The organism is Kribbella sancticallisti, assembly GCF_039530625.1.
Classification (GTDB): domain Bacteria; phylum Actinomycetota; class Actinomycetes; order Propionibacteriales; family Kribbellaceae; genus Kribbella; species Kribbella sancticallisti.
The window spans coordinates 478052-491395 of record NZ_BAAAOS010000020.1; the positions used below are offsets into that span (position 1 = coordinate 478052).

10 protein-coding genes are annotated in these 13344 nt (G+C 67.8%); 7 read left to right on the top strand and 3 right to left on the bottom strand.

The genetic code is table 11. From position 1 onward, the window contains the following. The first annotated feature begins 23 nt into the window (after positions 1-23). Genes ABD255_RS18980 through ABD255_RS19000 form a run of 5 tightly spaced genes read left to right on the top strand, consistent with a single transcriptional unit; the run spans position 24 to position 5968 of the window. Positions 24-1646 (top strand): ABC transporter substrate-binding protein, encoded by a 1623-nt coding sequence (locus ABD255_RS18980; protein ID WP_344215671.1) that lies wholly within the window; start codon positions 24-26, stop codon positions 1644-1646. Then, positions 1643-2656, top strand: coding sequence for an ABC transporter permease (locus tag ABD255_RS18985; RefSeq protein WP_344215673.1), 1014 nt, complete (start codon positions 1643-1645; stop codon positions 2654-2656). The genes ABD255_RS18980 and ABD255_RS18985 overlap by 4 nt, the downstream gene beginning before the upstream one ends. Continuing rightward, positions 2653-3501: an ABC transporter permease gene (locus ABD255_RS18990; protein ID WP_344215675.1), complete on the top strand. Its 849-nt coding sequence runs from the start codon at positions 2653-2655 to the stop codon at positions 3499-3501. The genes ABD255_RS18985 and ABD255_RS18990 overlap by 4 nt, the downstream gene beginning before the upstream one ends. Further along, entirely contained in the window at positions 3498-5198 is a 1701-nt protein-coding gene (locus ABD255_RS18995; protein ID WP_344215677.1) for an oligopeptide/dipeptide ABC transporter ATP-binding protein, read from the top strand. Before ABD255_RS18990 ends, ABD255_RS18995 begins: the two co-directional genes overlap by 4 nt. Before the next feature lie 14 nt (positions 5199-5212). Continuing rightward, positions 5213-5968, top strand: coding sequence for a (2Fe-2S)-binding protein (locus ABD255_RS19000; protein WP_344215679.1), 756 nt, complete (start codon positions 5213-5215; stop codon positions 5966-5968). Positions 5969-6051: 83 nt separating this feature from the next. Here the strand turns inward: ABD255_RS19000 and ABD255_RS19005 are convergent, their stop codons facing one another. Together ABD255_RS19005 and ABD255_RS19010 are read right to left on the bottom strand one after the other, a co-directional pair. Then, positions 6052-7542, bottom strand: coding sequence for a multicopper oxidase family protein (locus ABD255_RS19005; RefSeq protein ID WP_344215681.1), 1491 nt, complete (start codon positions 7540-7542; stop codon positions 6052-6054). A gap of 123 nt (positions 7543-7665) precedes the next feature. Beyond that, on the bottom strand, positions 7666-8709 hold the full coding sequence (locus ABD255_RS19010; RefSeq protein WP_344215683.1) for a C40 family peptidase: 1044 nt from the start codon (positions 8707-8709) through the stop codon (positions 7666-7668). A 1006-nt stretch (positions 8710-9715) separates the two neighbouring features. Here ABD255_RS19010 and ABD255_RS19015 point away from each other — a divergent pair. Both ABD255_RS19015 and ABD255_RS19020 read left to right on the top strand, forming a co-directional pair. Continuing rightward, positions 9716-10882: a PLP-dependent cysteine synthase family protein gene (locus ABD255_RS19015; RefSeq protein ID WP_344215685.1), complete on the top strand. Its 1167-nt coding sequence runs from the start codon at positions 9716-9718 to the stop codon at positions 10880-10882. After that, the gene (locus ABD255_RS19020) at positions 10879-12147 is read left to right on the top strand and encodes an MFS transporter (RefSeq protein WP_344215687.1); all 1269 of its coding nucleotides are present in this window, start codon (positions 10879-10881) and stop codon (positions 12145-12147) included. Before ABD255_RS19015 ends, ABD255_RS19020 begins: the two co-directional genes overlap by 4 nt. 554 nt (positions 12148-12701) lie before the next feature. Here ABD255_RS19020 and ABD255_RS19025 read toward each other — a convergent pair. Next, positions 12702-13340 (bottom strand): DUF305 domain-containing protein, encoded by a 639-nt coding sequence (locus ABD255_RS19025; protein ID WP_344215689.1) that lies wholly within the window; start codon positions 13338-13340, stop codon positions 12702-12704. Between the last annotated feature and the right edge of the window lie 4 nt (positions 13341-13344).

Genomic DNA, 13344 nt, shown 5'->3' on the forward strand with positions numbered 1-13344 from the left:
CAGGCATACCTACCGGAGGTATCATGCGCGGGACAGTTCTGAGGCCACTCATCGTGACGGCAGCACTGGCAGCCGTCACCGCCGCCTGCAGCGCCGACGCTCAGCCGTCGCAGAGCGCAGCGAGCAAGGCGACCGCGAGCAGCGTCACCATCGCGATCTCGTCGGACGAAGGCACGCTCACGCCCTTCACCAACCAGACCGGGTATCCGGGCAACAACCTGGTCAAGCTGATCTTCGACCCGCTGGCCATCGTTGAGGGCGAGAACGTCGTACCGCTGCTGGCCAAGGAGATCAAGACGACCGACAACAAGGTCTTCACGCTGCCGCTGCGATCCGGTGTCACCTGGCACGACGGCAAGCCGTTCACCGCCGGCGACGTCGCGTTCAGCGTCGAGTTCTACCGCAAGAACATGGAGGGTGACTCCGCGATCGACGTCCGGCCGATCCAGTCCGTCACAACGGACGGTGACACCGTCACGATGACGCTGAAGGCGGCAGATCCCGAGTTCCCGCGGCGGCTCCTCGCCGACATGGCGATGCTGCCCAAGCACATCTGGCAGTCGGTGACGAAGGTCGGTACGGCGGGCGCCGACAAGGCGATCGGCACCGGCCCGTACAAGCTCACGAAGTACGACAACGCGCGCGGGTACACGCTCACCGCCAACACGTCGTACGCGATGGGCAAGCCACGGGTCGAGACGCTCAAGGTGGTCGTGATCCCCGAGGAGTCGACCCAGTTCGCCGCGCTGCGCACCGGCGAGATCCAGCTGTCGTCCCGGATCGTCCCTCCGCAACAGCTCGCGGCCCTCGAGAAGCAGCCGAACATGGGGGTCGTGAAGGGCACCGAGTTCGCCTCGACGCTGCTGGCGTTCAACAACTCCAGGCCGCCGTTCGACCGGCCCGAGGTACGACGAGCGCTCGCGAAGGCGATCAACGTCGACGACCTCGTCAAGACGTCGCTGCTCGGCCAGGGCAAGGCCGGCAACCCGGGATTCATCCATCCCGAGTCTCCGATCAAGGCCGATCAGCAGTCCTCGCTGTACGACGTCGAGGCCGCCAAGCGGGAGCTGGATGCGCTTGGTGCGAGCCCGGGCGCGGACGGCGTACGGATGCTCAACGGCAAACCGATGTCCTACGAGCTGCTGGTGCAGAGCACCTCCACGGACCGGCTGCGCAGCGCCGAGTTGATCCGCGACATGTTCAAGGCGATCGGGGTCGCCGTCAAGATCACGTCGCTGGACTCCGACTCGCTGGACGCCAAGGTGTGGCCCGGGTACGACGTGTCCAAGGGCCGGAACTACGACATGTCCATGTGGGGATGGTCGGCGCCGGTGATGCTCAGCAGTGGAACCATCGCCCAGCTGTTCGACTCCGATCCGGACGACGGCTCGCTGAACATCGTCGGCTACAAGGACGCCGAGACCGACACCATTCTGGACGAGCTGAGGTCGGCGCCGACCATGGAGGGCAGGACGGCGGCGGCCAAGAAGCTGCAAGCGCGCGTCGTCGACCAGCTGCCGTTCGTCACGCTCTACTACCGCAACGGCGCCTACGCCTTCCGGAAGGACGCGTACGACGGCTGGACCTGGCAGAACGGGTCCGCGGTACTGAACAAGTTCTCGTTCGTCGACTACAAACTCACATGACGCAGCTCGACATCTCGGCGCCGTCCGATGGACGGCGGGCGTACTCGCGGTACCTCGCCGGCCGGATCGTCGAGTACGCAGCCGTCCTCCTGATCGCCCTGACGCTCAACTTCGCCCTCCCCCGGGCGCTGCCCGGCGGGCCGCTCAAACTCTTCGGCAGCCCGGAGGCACTCGCCCGGCTCACCGAGGACGAGCGAGCACAGATCGCCACCCAGTACGGCTTCGGCCGCCCGATTCCCGAGCAGTTCCTCGACTACCTGAAGGGAGTCGTCACCCTCGACCTCGGTACCTCGCTCTCCGATGGCCGGGAGGTCGCCGACGCGCTCGGCGGCGCGCTGCCCTGGACCCTGCTGCTGGTCGGCTCCAGCATCGTCATCACCGCCACACTCGGGGTGGCGCTCGGTGTGGTCGGCGCACTCCGCCGTCGCCGCGGCAAGGGCTCCGGGCTTCTGGCCGGCGCGATCGTCGTGGACTCGCTCCCGCAGTTCTGGCTCGGAATGCTGCTCATCGTCGTGTTCGGAGTACAGCTCAAGGTGCTGCCCACGTTCGGAGTGTCCGGCATCGACGGGGTGACCGTCGGCGGCGTACTGCAACACCTGGTCCTCCCCGTCACCACCCTCGTCGTCACCGGTATGGGCTACCTGTTCATGTACACCCGCTCCTCCTTACTGACCGTGCTGACCAGCGAGCCGGTGCAGCACGCGCACGCGCGAGGTGTGCCGTACGGACGTCTGATCCGGCGTCACGTGCTCCGTCCGGCACTTCTGCCCGTGCACACGATCCTGATGCTCGAGATCGGCTTCCTCGCGGCCGGCTCGATCGTCGTCGAGACCGTCTTCGCCTACCCCGGCCTCGGCCGGCTCACGTTCGACGCGATCTCCGCCCGCGACTATCCGTTGATGCAGGGCGCCTTCCTGGTCCTCACGGTGATGGTCGTTCTCATGAACGCGCTGGCGGACGCGACGTATCCGCTCCTCGATCCGCGGGCCCGGACGGGAGGCAGCCGATGATGCTGCAGCGCATCGCTCGTCGCCGCCTGCTGGGCACGCAAGGTTCGGTCGGCGCCGCGATCCTCGCTGTCGTCGTCGCCGTCGCGATCTACGGCGTCGCCCTGCCCGACAGCGCCGGCCGGGAACGGGTGGCCGAACCGTACGCACGGCCCGGTCCCGGGATCCCGCTCGGCGCGGACGACCTCGGGCGCAATCTGCTCGAGCAGCTGATCGTGGGCGCCGGTACCTCCTTGAGCCTGGCCTTCATCGTGGCGGCGATCACCACGGCGATCGCCGCCGTCGTCGGCGGAGCCGCCGGGCTGGGCCGCCGCTGGTTGTCGACCACGGTGATGCGTGGCATCGATGTCATGCTGATCCTGCCCGAGCTGATTCTCTACATCCTGGCCGCCGCCTTCCTCGGACAGTCGTTCGGCATCCGGGTCGCGATCCTCTCGCTGATCCTCTGGCCGGTTCCCTCCCGGGTGCTGCGCGCTGCCGTGCTGACGGCCTGGTCACGCGGGCATCTGGAGGTCGCCCGCGCGATGGGTGCCGCGCGGTGGTGGCTGCTCGCCCGGCACGCGTCGTACCTGATCGGTCCGCTGCTCGTGCCGATCTTCGTCCGCACCGCCATGCGCGCGATCATCTACGACGCAACGTTGTCCTTCCTCGGCCTCGGCGATCCGACCACGCCGAGCTGGGGTACGACGCTCTACTGGGTTCAGGTGAACGGCGTGTTCCTCTCCGACGCGTGGACCTGGTGGGCGCTGCCGCCCGGTGCCGCGATCACCCTCACCGTCCTCGCCCTGGCGCTCATCGGCATCGCCGTCGAGGACCGGCTCAATCCGGCGCTCAAGGAGGCCGCATGACGCTGACAGTGCGTGACCTCTCAGTGAGCTACTCGGGACTGAGCGCGGTCGACCAGGTCAGCCTGGAGGTCGCCGACGGCGAGATCGTCGCGCTGGTCGGAGAGAGCGGCTGCGGCAAGACCTCGCTTGCCCGCGCTCTCCTGGGTCTGCTGCCCGCAGCTGCCGAAGTCACCGGTTCAGCCCTGCTCGGCGAGACGGAACTGGCCGGACGTGCTGACTGGGGCGGTGTGCGGGGCAAGCGCATCGCGATCGTTCCGCAGGGTGCGATGAGTGGCCTGAGCCCGGTTCACCGCATCGGTGCCCAGCTCGCCGAGATGATCACGCTGCACGGCGGTGCCGCCGCACCCGACGCCCTCCTCGACCGGGTCGGCCTGAGCCCGAGCATGCTGCGAAGCTACCCGCACGAGCTGTCCGGTGGTCAGCGCCAGCGGGTGGCGATCGCGCTGACGCTGGCCGGTGCTCCGGATCTCCTGGTCGCCGACGAGCCGACGACCGGTCTGGACGCCATCACCCAGCGCCAGGTCCTGGAACTGCTCGCATCGCTGCAGATCAGCATGCTCGTCGTCTCTCACGACCTGGCCGGTCTGATGCCCTACGCCGACAAGGTCGCCGTCATGTACGCGGGCCGGCTGGCCGAGATCAGGCCGACAGCCACCGTCCGGCGGGAGAACGTCCATCCCTACACCGCCGGACTGCTCACCGCCACGCCCGCAGCCGATCGAGCAGTCCCCTGGGGAAGTATTCCCGGCTCCGCACCGACGCTGGCACGGATGCCCGAGGGATGCAGGTTCGCACCCCGATGCCCTCTCGCGGTCCCTCGGTGCCGCGAGGAAACGCCGGCACTTCGCCCGTACGGCGAAGCCCTCGTCGCCTGCCACCGGTACACAGAACCCGATCAGCCGATCTACCCCGTCGTACCCCGCGCGCAAGGCACATCGGCTACGCAGGTCGCGCGGCTCACCGGGGTCCGCCACCTGTATCGCAGCCGAGCGCGCAAGGTCGAGGCGCTGCGCGGAGTCGACCTGGACATCGCCGCCGGCGAGATCGTCGGGCTGGTCGGCGAGAGCGGGTCGGGCAAGAGCACCCTGGCCCGGATCATCCTGGGCCTGATCCGGCCGACCGCGGGACGCGTCGAGATCTCCGGTCAGCACCTCACTGCGACACGCGGCAAGGGGCTGCGGAAGCTCCAGCACCGCATCGGCTTCGTCCACCAGGACCCGTACGACGCTCTGCACCCCGGCATGCGGGTAGCGAGCATCGTCGCCGAGCCACTCGTGGTCGCAGGTGTCCCCCGCGCTGCTCGCGCCGAACGGGTCATCTCAGCACTCGCAGCCGCCGGCCTGCCGGACGATCTGCTCCCCCGGTTCCCCGGACAGTTGTCGGGCGGTCAACGGCAACGCGTCTCCATCGCGCGGGCACTGGTCTGCGACCCGGTCCTGCTCATCGCGGACGAGGCGACCTCGATGCTCGACGTCTCGACCAGAGCCGGCATCGCCACCACTCTCCGCTCGGTCGCCACCGATCGGGGACTGGCCGTCCTCTTCGTCACACACGACCTGGGCGAGGCGGTGCAGTCCTGCGACCGGATCGTCGTACTCCGGGCGGGCGTGGTCGTCGAGCACGGTGCGTCGGCTGAGCTGTGCCGGGCCCCGGAGCACCCGTACACCGCCGAGCTGCTCCAGGCAGCGCACTACTGATGAAGGACGGACGAGTGCCAGACATCTTCTCCAGACTCGAATCCTTCGGCGACCGCTACCGGCTCGAGACCGACCTCACGTCCGGAACGGACTGGATCGGCTGCGACACACTCCTCGATCCGTGGTCCGACGAACTCGGCCGGGTTCTCGAGGCGGAACGGGTGGCGAGCGGGCAGGTGTCCGACCACGCAACTGCTCTCACCGTCATGGCGGTGTACGCGGGCACCGTCACGGCTTCCGCGCTGCTCGCCTGGGCGCTCGATGACGTCGTGCTTGACATGCGCCCGTCCAACGTCGCGATCAGATTGTCACCGCACCACGGATTCGAAGCGGTCGGCCTGCGCAAGCCCCTCGTCGTGAACGAGGACGTCGGAACGCTGGTCTCCTGGGTCCTGAACGAGCACCTGCTGCCACTTGCCCGGGCGATGCGCGTGAGGACCAGAGCCGGGCTCCGGCAGCTCAACGGGGGCGTCGCGCACGGCTGCGCGGCGGCGTTCTGCATCGCGAGCCGAAAGGGTGGCGATGTGGACCTTCTCGAGCGTCGCTACCAGCAGTTCCTCGCTGCTTCCACGGGTGGACTAGATGCCCTCGGCAAGGTGATCAGGCTCCGCGAGAACGACCGCGAAGGCCTGTTCTACCTCCGCAACACCTGCTGCCTCTACTACACGTCTGCCGAAGCCACCAAGTGCTCGAGCTGCTGCCTGGACCCGGTCGACGACCGCATCGCCGCCTACCGCCGAGTGCTCGCAGCCGGCGTCGTGCCGCACTGATCCCGCAGCTCGATGTCGGTTTGTCAGTTGTCCCAGGCGACGAACGCCGCCACTAAGCGGCGCGCTCCGTCCGACGCGCCGGCTCAAGCCTGGTAGGCGACCAGAGCCATCATCCCCGCCTCGCCGTGGTACGTGTTGTGACAGTGGAGCAGCCACTGCCCGGGATTGTCGGCATCGAAGACCACCGACAACGTCTTCCGCGGCAGCACGATGGCGGTGTCCTTCCGCGGGCCGGCCTCGCCGATCTGGAACGTGTGACCATGCAGGTGCATCGGATGCCACATCTCCGTTTCGTTGACGAAGTCCAGCCGCACCCGCTGCCCCTCGCGGATCAGCAGCGGACTCGCCGTAGGGTTCTCCATGTCGAAGCGCTGACCGTCCACAGACCAGTCGTACTTGTCCATCCCGCCCGTGAGCTTCAACTGGTGCGTCACGTCGGGCTGTGCCTGTGTCAACCGGACTTGCTCAGCGGCCTTCATCAGACCTGCCTGCAGCACCGAGCCGGCAAGCTCCGGCGGCCGGAACGTAGTCGCCGGCCGCCGGCCGCTTCCAGATCGAACCAGCGCCATCCCGGTCTGATCCTTGCCCTCAGCAAGTGCAACGAGCGGGAAGATGCCATCGCCGAGCGTCACGAGCACGTCGTACCGCTCCCCCATCCCGATCAGCACCGTGTCAACCTGGACAGGCTCGACCGGAAATCCGTCGGTGTGCGTGATGGTGAGCCTGTGACCGGACAGCGCGACCCGGTAGGCGGTGTCCGAGCCGGCGTTGATCATCCGCAGCCGGACCCGCTCGCCGGGCTTCGCCGTGAAGACGTCCGGGTCGGCCGCCACCCCGCCGTTGACCAGGTGGTACGGGTAGCTCACGTCCCCCGCATCGCCGCCGAGCAACTTGCTCGTGGCGCCCATGAGCATGTACTTCGTCGAACTACCCGCCATCCCCTGCCTGACCTCGGCGAAGACGTCGTCAGGCGTGCCGTTGACGCCGTCGATCCAGTCGTCCAGCAGGACGACCCACTCGGCGCCGTACGCGAGTGGCTCCTTCGGGTCCTCCACGATCAAGGGCGCGTACAGCCCCCGATCGAGCTGAACGCCCACGTGCGGATGGAAGAAGTACGTGCCAGGGTCCGGAGCGATGAAGCGATAGGTGAAGTCGCCACCCGACGGTACGGCGGCCTGCGTCACGCCGGCCACACCGTCCATGTCGTTGCGCAGGGCAACGCCGTGCCAGTGGATCGACGTCGAACTTCCGCCGGGAAGCCGATTCGACACAGCGGCGACGAGAGTGTCACCGGCACGCATCCGGACCGGTGTCCCGGCTGTCCGGCCGTCGAACGTCCAGGTTGCCGCGCGCAGACCGGCTCCCAGATCCTGCCGAGCCGCCACGGCGGTCAAGGACACCCGCTGTTCGCGACCCGTGCCTCTTCGACTGCTCTCGACGCGTCGCACCGCGGGATCCGACGGTCCGACGAGCGATGTGCTGGACGAGGTGGTGCTGCCGCCGGTCGTGCTGCAGCCGGCCAGAACGCCGGCACCGCCCAGCAGCACCGACCGGCGGTTGATCTCGGTCTTCATGAAGGCGTTCCTTCCTCGAGGTGTGCGCCAGGTCTCGGGAGCGAAGCGGTGACCTGTCTGCGCAGCACAGAAAGGACGGACAGTTCGGCGCCGAGTGCGTCCACCCGACGGACCCGTGGTGGATCAGCCGGGGCGTACCGCGCCGACGTACGGCATCTGCCCGAACGCCGGGTCGATCTTGACCGGCTTGCCGGGCCGGCTGGCGTGAACCGCCTTGCCGTTGCCGATGTACATGCTGACGTGGGAAATCGGGGTGTAGTAGAACAGCAGGTCGCCGGGCTGCAACTCCGCGCGGCCCACCCGGCGGCCCTCGTTGTACTGCGCCTTCGACGAGTGCGACAGCGAGACACCGGCCTTGCCCCAGGCGGCCATCGTCAGCCCCGAGCAGTCATAGGAATCGGGACCGGCGGCAGCCCACAGGTACGGATCGCCGATCTGGTCCAGCGCGTACGCGACGGCGACTTTCGCGCGCCCTGACGCGGCGACATTGACCCGGGGGTCGGGTCGCTCGCTGTCGCGGCTCGTACGGCGGCGCTCTTCCTCTGCCTCTGCTTCTTCCTGGCGGACCTCCGCCGCGTCCTCTGCGGCAAGCCGGTCGCGTTCGGCCTCGGTGAGCTGCGCCAGAACCTTCTCGGCGGCGGCGAGCTTGACGGAGATGGTGGCCTTCAGGCCGTTCTGCTGTGCCTGTACGCCGGCCAGCGTCCGCAGTTCGCCTTCCTCGCCGGCTTTCAAGTCAGCCAGTTTGCCGCTCGCGGCCTGGTAGCGGCGCAGGATGGCCGTCTGCTGAGTCGAGAAGGCTTGTGCGGTCGACGCCTGCCTCAGGAACTCGTCCGAGTCCGGGGACAGCAGCAACTGGACAGTAGTCGTCATTTGTGAGCGCTGGTAGTTCGCGACCGCGAACGCGCCGATCTGCCGGCCAATGGCGTCGACCTGGCGCTGTTGGGCGGCGACCGCGGCGTTGAGCGTGGACAGGCGGCGTCGTGAGGCGGTGATGCTACCGGTGAGGTCGTTGGCTGCCTCGCCGGCCTCTTCGGCCTGGTGCTGCAACGTCGCCACTTTCGTCCGTGCTTCGTCGAGCGTCGGCTTGGGCTCGGCGAAAGCTGAGCCGGCGACGAAGGTCAAGGCTGCGGCCGCAACGGCAGCAGGCAGTGTGCGCGAAACGCGCATGAGAACTCCTGAGATGTGGGTTTACTCGTCGGGCGGCGGAAACGGACCCGACTCTCAGCACCTCAGTGGCGTGGTGGCGATCGATGACGGAAGCAACAAAGAAGCCGGCCTCGGCCAACGGGGCCGGTGTCGATGGGCCGGCAGGAGCCAGCCCGCACCGCGGCGGCGAAGAACGACCGCCGCGAAGAGGAGGGCGATACAGGTTGCGACCAGGGCGCAGAGTACAAGATCGCCGCCCGCAGTCGATTCCGTCTGCTGAGACAGCGTCTCCCACTGTGCGCCGTGGTGGTGCGACGCCTGGTCCGGAGTCGTGTGGACGCTCTGTACCGGATGCTCTCCGGCCGTCTCCGAGCAATGCAGCTCGAGACCGTAGAGGCCGACCAGACCCAGCACGAGCGCACACAGAACACCGACGAGTCCCCAACGCGGAACTCGACGCGTTTGTCCGGTCTCCCTGGGCATCGGGCACGATCTTAGAGCACCATCACGACGGCTCCACGGGTCGATGCGTTCAATGACTCTCAGTATCAGTTATGGTGCTGTGTGTGATTGCGGCGTGCAGGGGCGGACGAGGTCGTCTGACCGTCTCGTTCCTCGCCGTCCTGGCACTACTCCTGGCGACCGGCCCGTGGTGCTCCAGCCACGTCGATGATCATCGTCACTCTTCGGATGCTCAGGTGTCCGCCGAACCGACTGCCGAGCGGCCGACCGACGAATCTGAGCCCCACTGCACCGCAGCAGGGCCGGTCGACACGCTCGCACGTGGCCAGCAGGGCGATACGGCCCCGGCATTGGCAGCCATGCCTGACGATGCACTACCAGCTTCGGTGTCGCCGCAGACCGCCGTACGGCGACCACGCGCCCAGAGAGGCCGCCCTGTCTCGATCCAGTTGCTCGGCCAACTGCGTATATAGGCATCCCTTCCCGGCTCCGGCCGGACACGGACCTTGGTCAGTGGATCGCCCTGGCGCGCCTGAGCGCGGGGCTTCAGAAGGGATCTCACGACGTGAACAGCACGATGGTCGCGCAACCGCGCGCCCACCAGCTCGAGCCGGCAAGCACCGGCACAGCGGCATTGTCGGCCGGTGTCGCCTGGCGCACTCCCGCCGGCATTGTCGGGAACACACCTACTCTCTGGATCGGCGCCACCCAGCAGGGCGGCGGACCCGAGCACGGCTACTGGGCCAAGCTCGAGGGTCACAACCCCGGTGGGATCAAGGATCGCGCCGCCCTCCACATGGTCGCTCGTGCCCGTGCCCGCGGTGAACTGAGACCCGGCGCCCGCATCATCGAGTCCAGCAGCGGGACGCTCGGTCTGGGTCTTGCGCTGGCCGGCGTGGTGTACGGACATCCGGTCACCATCGTGACGGACCCTGGAATGGAACCCCTGGTCGTCCACATGCTCCGCGCGTACGGCGCCGACGTCGACATGGTCGACGCGCCGGACCCCGTCGGCGGCTGGCAACAGGCCCGCCGCAACCGCGTCCAGCGCCTCCTCGCCGCGGACGATGATGCCTGGTGCCCGGATCAGTACAACAACCTGGACAACGTCGACGCGTACGCCGGGCTGGCCGGGGAACTGGTCGCACAGGTCGGGCGCATCGACATCCTCGTGGCCAGCGTCGGGACAGGCGGCCACTCCGCCGGAGTATCTCGGGTTCTGCGCGAGTACTTTCCGGACCTGTCGGTGGTCGGCGTCGACTCGATCCGGTCGACCATCTTCGGTCAGCCTGCAGGCACCCGGTTGATGCGCGGGCTGGGCAGCAGCATCTATCCAGGGAACGTCGACTACTCGGCCTTCAGCGAGGTGCACTGGGTCGCTCCGGGCGAGGCCGCCTGGTCGTGTCGCCAACTGGCGTCGAAGGCAGGTACGACGGGCGGCTGGAGCGTCGGCGCGGTCGGCCTCGTCGCGGACTGGACAGCTCGCGTCTCCCCTGCCGGAACCCGAATCGTGGCGGTGTTTCCCGACGGGCCGCAGCGGTACTGGGACACCGTTTTCAGCGACGAGTACTGCGACCGGCACGGCCTCACCGGCGTGACGCCGGCCCTGGAGCCGGATGAGATCGCTCACCCCACGGCGGGCGTCCCGCACCGGTGGACCCGCTGCACGACCGTCGTCGACCCGCGCTCACTGGTCGAGCAGGAACGCGAGTCAGTGGTGATCGGTTCATGACTCAGTTCCTGACGCAGTACCAAGCCATGCCCAGGGTGACGAGACTGCTGCTGATCAACCAGTTCACCATCAACTTCGGCTTCTACATGCTGATGCCCTATCTCGCCCAGCATCTGGCGGGAACTCTCGGACTCGCCGCCTGGCTGGTCGGCCTGGTGCTCGGAGTCCGGAACTTCTCCCAGCAAGGCCTGTTCGCACTCGGAGGCGCACTTGCCGACCGCTTCGGCTTCAAGCCGCTGATCGTCGCCGGTTGCCTTCTCCGTACGGCGGGATTCGCCATGCTCGCCGTGGCCGACTCGATTCCTGTCCTGGTGGTCGCCTCCGCCGCGACCGGGCTCGCCGGGGCGCTGTTCAATCCCGCCGTACGGGCCTATCTCGCCCTCGACGCCGGCGAGCGGCGGGTGGAGGCCTTCGCGCTGTTCAACGTGTTCTATCAAGCCGGGATCCTCACCGGACCGCTCGTGGGGCTCGCGTTGACCGGGGCCAGTTTCCGCCTCACCTGCACCGTGGCAGCAGTGGTCTTCGCCGTGCTGTCCGTGGTACAGATCCGTTCACTGCCGGCTCAGGCAAAGGAGTCCGGCGACCGGGTGGGCATTCTCGCCCAGTGGCGCGTCGTCGTGGCAAACCGGCCGTTCCTGCTCTTCGCGACGGCGATGATCTGCTCGTACGTCCTGTCCTTCCAGGTCTATCTCGCGCTCCCACTGGAAATCCGGCGTACGGGAGGCGATGGCAGCGGATCGACGCTCGGCGTCGCCGCTCTGTTCGTGGCGTCGGGCCTGGTGACGGTGCTCGCGCAGACAAAGGTCACGGCCTGGTGCCGATCACGCCTCACGGGAGGGCAGGCACTTGTCCTGGGGCTCGTCGCCATGGCGACCGCCTTCGTCCCGTTGCTGATAGCAACGGCATTCGCGGATGCGGCCCCACCATGGTTGATCAGCCTGCTGCCTGGTCTGGCCGCGGCCGTACTACTCGCCGTCGGCACAATGGTGGCATTCCCGTTCGAGATGGACACCATTGTCGCCTTGTCGGGCGGCCGCCTGGTCGCGACCCACTACGGCGTCTACAACACCATCTGCGGCATCGGCATCACGGCCGGCAACCTGCTCACCGGAGCCGCTCTCGACGAGGCCCGGAATCGCGGGCTTCCCACACTGCCCTGGCTGTCACTGGTGGCGCTCGGCGTATTCAGCGCGGCGATGATCGCCCTCCTGCAGCGCACCGGGCGCTTGAGCCCGGCCGAGGTGAAGGTCGCCGCCCGCGCATAGGTCTGCGGTGGGAGGCGAGATCACCGAGGATCGCCTCCCACCTCGCCTACTGCCTCCGGACAGCCAGCAACTCGTGCTGCCACCGCTCAGCGGCGCATGGTGGCTGCCGATCAGGGTCAGGCCGCGGCGCTGCAGCAGCTCGATCGTCCACGACCGCGGAGTGAGCAGATAGAGGGTGAGGTTCTGAGCGATCCAGGACTTCAGCACCGTGTCGTCGACGCAGTCCTCGGTGACGATGTCGAACGCAACGATCCCACCTGGCCGGACGACGCGCATCGGCCGGAGCCTGGACCGATCTCGCAGACGCGAGCAACATGATCACCCAGTTCGGCTATCTCCAGCAACGCCGCTACGGTGTCCTCGGTCGCGCCGGGTTTCGCACTGAACGCATCCAGGTAGTCCGACACGGATACACCGTCGCGTTTGGCCGCCGCGAGCGTCTTCTTCGCCGGCAGGAAAGGCTGGATCGCGGGCAGCGCGTGACCGTAATGCTCCTGGCGGTTCTCGAAGTACGGAGATCCGCCTGGAGCCGCAGCTCCAGGCGGATCGCTGTGTCACGGCAGCTGGGTCAGAAGTTTCTGCATCGTGGCGATCTCAGCTGCCTGCCCGGTCTCGATCTGCTTCGCGAGCGCGATCGCCGTCGCAGCCTTGCCTGAGGTCTGCTCGGTCTTCGCCATCGCGACCGCGCCCTGGTGGTGCTTGATCATCATCTGCACCCACATCTTGTCGAAGGCCGCGCCGGACGCCTTGCCGAGCGCCGTCATCTCCTCCTCGGTCATCATCCCGCCGCCCGGCATCGAGTGCCCCATGCCCGGAGTCGGGACCGGCTTGCCCCAGTCCTTGAGCCAGCCCGACATCTGCTGGATCTCCGGGTCCTGGGCAGCCTTGATCGCCGTGGCGAGCTGCTTGACCTGCGCGTTGGTCGCCTTCTCGAGCGCCATCGTGGCCATCTCGACGGCCTGCTGGTGGTGCGGGATCATCATCGTCGCGAACATGACGTCCGCGTCGTTGTGATCCATCGGTGCGGTGTTGGTCGCGGCGGTGCTCGGGTTCTTCGAGCCGTGATCCATCCCCGGCATAGAGCTGGACGATCCGCCGGGCTGGGCGCCGTCGTCGTTGCCGCAGGCAGCCAAGGTCAGCGTGGCCGCCAGCGTCAGTGCGGCCACGGCGGTACCACGGGTGATGCGCTTCATGTTT

Coding starts and splice junctions, on each gene's coding strand:
- ABD255_RS18985 (WP_344215673.1), top strand. CDS start 1,643: ATGACGCAGCTCGACATCTCGGCGCCGTCCGATGGACGGCGGGCGTAC.
- ABD255_RS19025 (WP_344215689.1), bottom strand. CDS start 13,340: ATGAAGCGCATCACCCGTGGTACCGCCGTGGCCGCACTGACGCTGGCG.
- ABD255_RS18990 (WP_344215675.1), top strand. CDS start 2,653: ATGATGCTGCAGCGCATCGCTCGTCGCCGCCTGCTGGGCACGCAAGGT.
- ABD255_RS18980 (WP_344215671.1), top strand. CDS start 24: ATGCGCGGGACAGTTCTGAGGCCACTCATCGTGACGGCAGCACTGGCA.
- ABD255_RS19010 (WP_344215683.1), bottom strand. CDS start 8,709: ATGCGCGTTTCGCGCACACTGCCTGCTGCCGTTGCGGCCGCAGCCTTG.
- ABD255_RS19020 (WP_344215687.1), top strand. CDS start 10,879: ATGACTCAGTTCCTGACGCAGTACCAAGCCATGCCCAGGGTGACGAGA.
- ABD255_RS19005 (WP_344215681.1), bottom strand. CDS start 7,542: ATGAAGACCGAGATCAACCGCCGGTCGGTGCTGCTGGGCGGTGCCGGC.
- ABD255_RS18995 (WP_344215677.1), top strand. CDS start 3,498: ATGACGCTGACAGTGCGTGACCTCTCAGTGAGCTACTCGGGACTGAGC.